The organism is Actinomadura rubrisoli, from assembly GCF_004349215.1.
Lineage (GTDB): Bacteria > Actinomycetota > Actinomycetes > Streptosporangiales > Streptosporangiaceae > Spirillospora > Spirillospora rubrisoli.
In genome coordinates this window covers 1-3,286 of sequence record NZ_SMKU01000572.1, presented here as the reverse complement: position 1 = coordinate 3,286, position 3,286 = coordinate 1, and the positions used below count along the sequence as shown (strand labels likewise).

4 protein-coding genes are annotated in these 3,286 nt (G+C 72.9%); 2 read left to right on the top strand and 2 right to left on the bottom strand.

Going from position 1 to position 3,286, the window contains the following annotated elements; all coding sequences use genetic code 11:
* A partial coding sequence (locus E1298_RS45465) for an MBL fold metallo-hydrolase (RefSeq protein WP_207945249.1) occupies positions 1–643 on the top strand: 643 nt, incomplete at its 5' end.
* Positions 640–1,209 carry a carboxymuconolactone decarboxylase family protein gene (locus E1298_RS45460; protein WP_131903575.1) on the top strand — a complete coding sequence of 190 codons (570 nt, stop codon included), beginning with the start codon at positions 640–642 and terminating at the stop codon, positions 1,207–1,209. The genes E1298_RS45465 and E1298_RS45460, both read left to right, overlap by 4 nt.
* Positions 1,210–1,276: 67 nt before the next feature.
* Here the strand turns inward: E1298_RS45460 and E1298_RS45455 are convergent, their stop codons facing one another.
* Both E1298_RS45455 and E1298_RS45450 read right to left on the bottom strand, forming a co-directional pair.
* A complete protein-coding gene (locus tag E1298_RS45455; protein ID WP_207945248.1) occupies positions 1,277–2,092 on the bottom strand; it encodes an SDR family oxidoreductase in 816 nt (271 codons plus the stop codon).
* Between the two features lie 47 nt (positions 2,093–2,139).
* Positions 2,140–3,237: an ABC transporter substrate-binding protein gene (locus tag E1298_RS45450; RefSeq protein WP_131903574.1), complete on the bottom strand. Its 1,098-nt coding sequence runs from the start codon at positions 3,235–3,237 to the stop codon at positions 2,140–2,142.
* Positions 3,238–3,286 lie beyond the last annotated feature (49 nt).

Genomic DNA, 3,286 nt, shown 5'->3' with positions numbered 1-3,286 from the left:
GATCGAGGGGATGGCGGGGGCGGGGGAGATGCCCGCGTGGCTGGCCGCCCTCGGCATCGAGCCCGGCGACGTCGACCGGATCGTGCAGACGCATCTGCACTCCGACCACTGCGGCTGGCTGATCAAGGACGACGAGGGCGGCCTCACGTTCCCGAACGCGACCGTCCACGTGAACGAGCGGGAGGTCGCCTACTGGTCCGGTGACGAGGTCGACGCCATCGCCTTCAACCGCGGCACGACCGCCCCTGTGCGCGCGCGCCTGCGGGCGGTGGCGGACGCCGGACGGCTGCACACCTTCGACGGCGAGCTGGAGCTCTCCGAGGAGATCACCGTCCTGCCCACGCCCGGCCACACCCCCGGGCACGTGTCGGTGGTCGTGGCGTCCGGCGGCGAGACCGCGATCCTGGCCGGAGACCTGCTGCACCACCCCGTGCACGTGGAGCATCCCCACTGGCTGCCGTCGGTCGACCACGACCCCGCCGAGTCGGTGCGCAGCCGGGAGCGGATCGCCGCGCTCGCGGCCGACCGCAAGGCCGTCATCCTGGCGCCGCACTTCCCGATCCCCACCGTCGTCGGCGTGGACCGCGGCCCCGGCGGCCAGGTGCGCACCGTGGTCGGCCACGACACCGAGGACGCAACGTGAGCGCCGACGAGCCCCGCATCGACCCGGTGCCCGTCGACGCCTACCACCGGCTCGAACGCGAGCTGTTCGGCGCGGCGGCCGGCACCGGCACGGCCCACATCTCCCGCACCTGGGCGCACAACCCCGGCCTGATGAAGGCGCAGCGGCCGCTCCAGGAGTACCTGCTCGGCGCATCGTCGCTGCCCGGGCGCGACCGCGAGCTGGCCATCCTGCGCATCGCCTGGCGCCGCCGCTCCGAGTACGCCTTCGGCCAGCACACCCGCATGGGACGCGCCGCCGGGCTGACCGCCGAGGAGATCGAGCGCGTCCCCCTCGGCCCGGGCGCCGAGGGCTGGACGGCGTTCCAGGCGACCCTGCTGCGCGCGGTGGACGAGCTCCACGACGACGGCCGCCTGTCCGATCCCACCTGGGCCGACCTGGCGCGGACCTACGGCGAAGCCCAGCTCATCGACCTGATCGCCGTCGTCGGCCGCTACTGGACGGTCTCGGTGACGCTGAACTCCCTCGGCGTGCGCCCGGAGCCGGGCCTGCCCGGCTTCCCCGAGACCGGCCAGAACCCGCCATGAGCCTCAGCCGCGCTGGGGGCGGGCGGCACCTCTCCCCCGGCGCGGCGGTAGGGGTGCAACTCCGGGGTCAGCGCCGGGTTCCGGCCGCCCCGGAGCCCTCGCCGATGGGCGGGCCGTAGATCTGCCTGCCGAGCGACTGGCCGCCGTCCGCCGTGAGGATCGCGCCGGTGACGTACCCGGCGCGGTCGCTCAGCAGGAAGCCGGTCAGGTCGCCGATCTCGGGCGCGCCTGCGAAGCGGCGCAGCGGCACCGACGACAGGACCCGCTCGCGCTCCTCCGGCGCTGCCCAGAGCGCGCTGCCCGCGCCCTCGGTCTCGGTCGGGCCGGGGGCGATGCAGTTGAGCCGGATGCCGTAGCGCGCCCACTCCACGGCCAGGGTCCGGGTCATCGAGACGACGCCGGCCTTGGCGGCGGCGCTGTGCACGGTGCCCGGATGCCCCGTCCAGGCGTACGTCGCGATCACGCTGACGATCGAGCCCGGCCGGCCGGCGTCGATCATCCGCCGGGCCACCGCCGACGTGCAGTTCCACGAGCCGTTGAGGACGATGTCGACGACCGCGCGCCAGCCGTTCGGCGACAACCGCTCGGCGGGCGTGACGAAGTTGCCTGCGGCGTTGTTGACCAGCCCGTCGATCCGGCCGAACCGGTCCAGGGCCGCCTCGACGCCCTCCTCGACGGCGGCGGGGTCGCGCACGTCGGCGGGGCAGGCCAGGGCGTCGCCGCCCCGGCGCCCCACCTCGGCGGCGACCGCTTCCAGGGGGTCCCTGCGGCGCCCCAGCACGGTCACCGACGCACCGAGTTCGGCGAGGCGGAGGGCGGTGGCCGCGCCGATGCCGGTGCCACCTCCGGTGACGACATAGGCGCGGCCTGCCAGTGATTCCACGGCGTTCTCCTCGATGCGTGATGCGTGCGGGGGGCGGGGCGGGCCGGTCAGGTCGCGGCGAACTGCTGGAACCGCTTCAGGACGGCGTCGCGGTTCTTGCCCCACCACTCGCTGTTCTGGAGGAACTGCACCTCCAGGTTCTTCGGGTGCGAGGGGAGCGTCTTCGCGAACTCCTTGTCCATCAGGTCGAGGGCCTTGGCGTTCGCCGGGCCGTTGGGGTACTTGCCCCAGACGGTGGCCTGCACCTGGGGCCGGACGGAGTACTCCATCAACTTGAAGGCGTTGGCCTTGTTCGGCGCGTCCTTGATGACCGACCAGCTCGCCAGCTCGAACATGCCGCCGTTCCAGGTGAAGTCCAGCGGCGCGCCCTTCGCCTTGAGCTCGCCGATCCGCCCGGAGAAGATGCTGCTGGCGGCGACCTGCTTGCTGACCAGCATCTGGCCGGGCTGGGCGCCGGACGACCACCACTGCGGCACCTGGCGCTTGATCCGGTCGAAGCTGCGGAACGCGCGGTCGACGTCGATCGGGTACACCGACTTCACGTCGACGCCGTCGCCCAGCACCGCGAACTCCATGTCCGGCGGCACGCCGTTGTCGGCGCCCCGGAGCGCGCGCCGTCCCGGGAACTTCTCGGTGTCCCAGAAGTCGGTCCAGCTCGTCAGCTTCTTTCCTGCGCCCAGCGCGGAGGTGTTCCAGGCCATGACGACCGAGAACAGGTAGTAGGTGAGCCAGTTCTTGTCCACGTAGGACGGGTCGATGCCGGGGATGTTGAGCAGCGAGTCGGGCAGCGGCTCGAAGTAGTCGCGTCCGATCGGCAGGACCGTTCCCGGGCCTCCGGCGATCAGGTCCCATTCGATGTTGCCGGTGTCCACCATCCCCTTGATCTTGGCGCCGGTCGGCGGCCCGGCGACGACGACCTCGATGCCGGTCTCCTTGCTGAACGGCTCGAAGATGTACTTCTTCTCGGCCTCGACGAGCGCGCCGCCCCAGTCGGCGACGACGACGCGCTTGCCGCCGCTGCCGCCGGAGCCGCCGCAGGCGCCGAGCACCGGCGCGGCGGCGAGGCCGCCCGCCAGCAGGGCCCCGCCCTTGAGCAGGCCGCGGCGGGTGAGCGGTGGTCCTTGTGGGCTGCCGGAGATCTTCATGGCGATTCGTCCTTCTCGGGGTGGTGCCGGGGTTCGGGGTGGTGCCAGG

Bases quoted from the DNA above. Each gene is read 5' to 3' on its own strand.
- E1298_RS45450 (WP_131903574.1), bottom strand. From the start codon at position 3,237: ATGAAGATCTCCGGCAGCCCACAAGGACCACCGCTCACCCGCCGCGGC.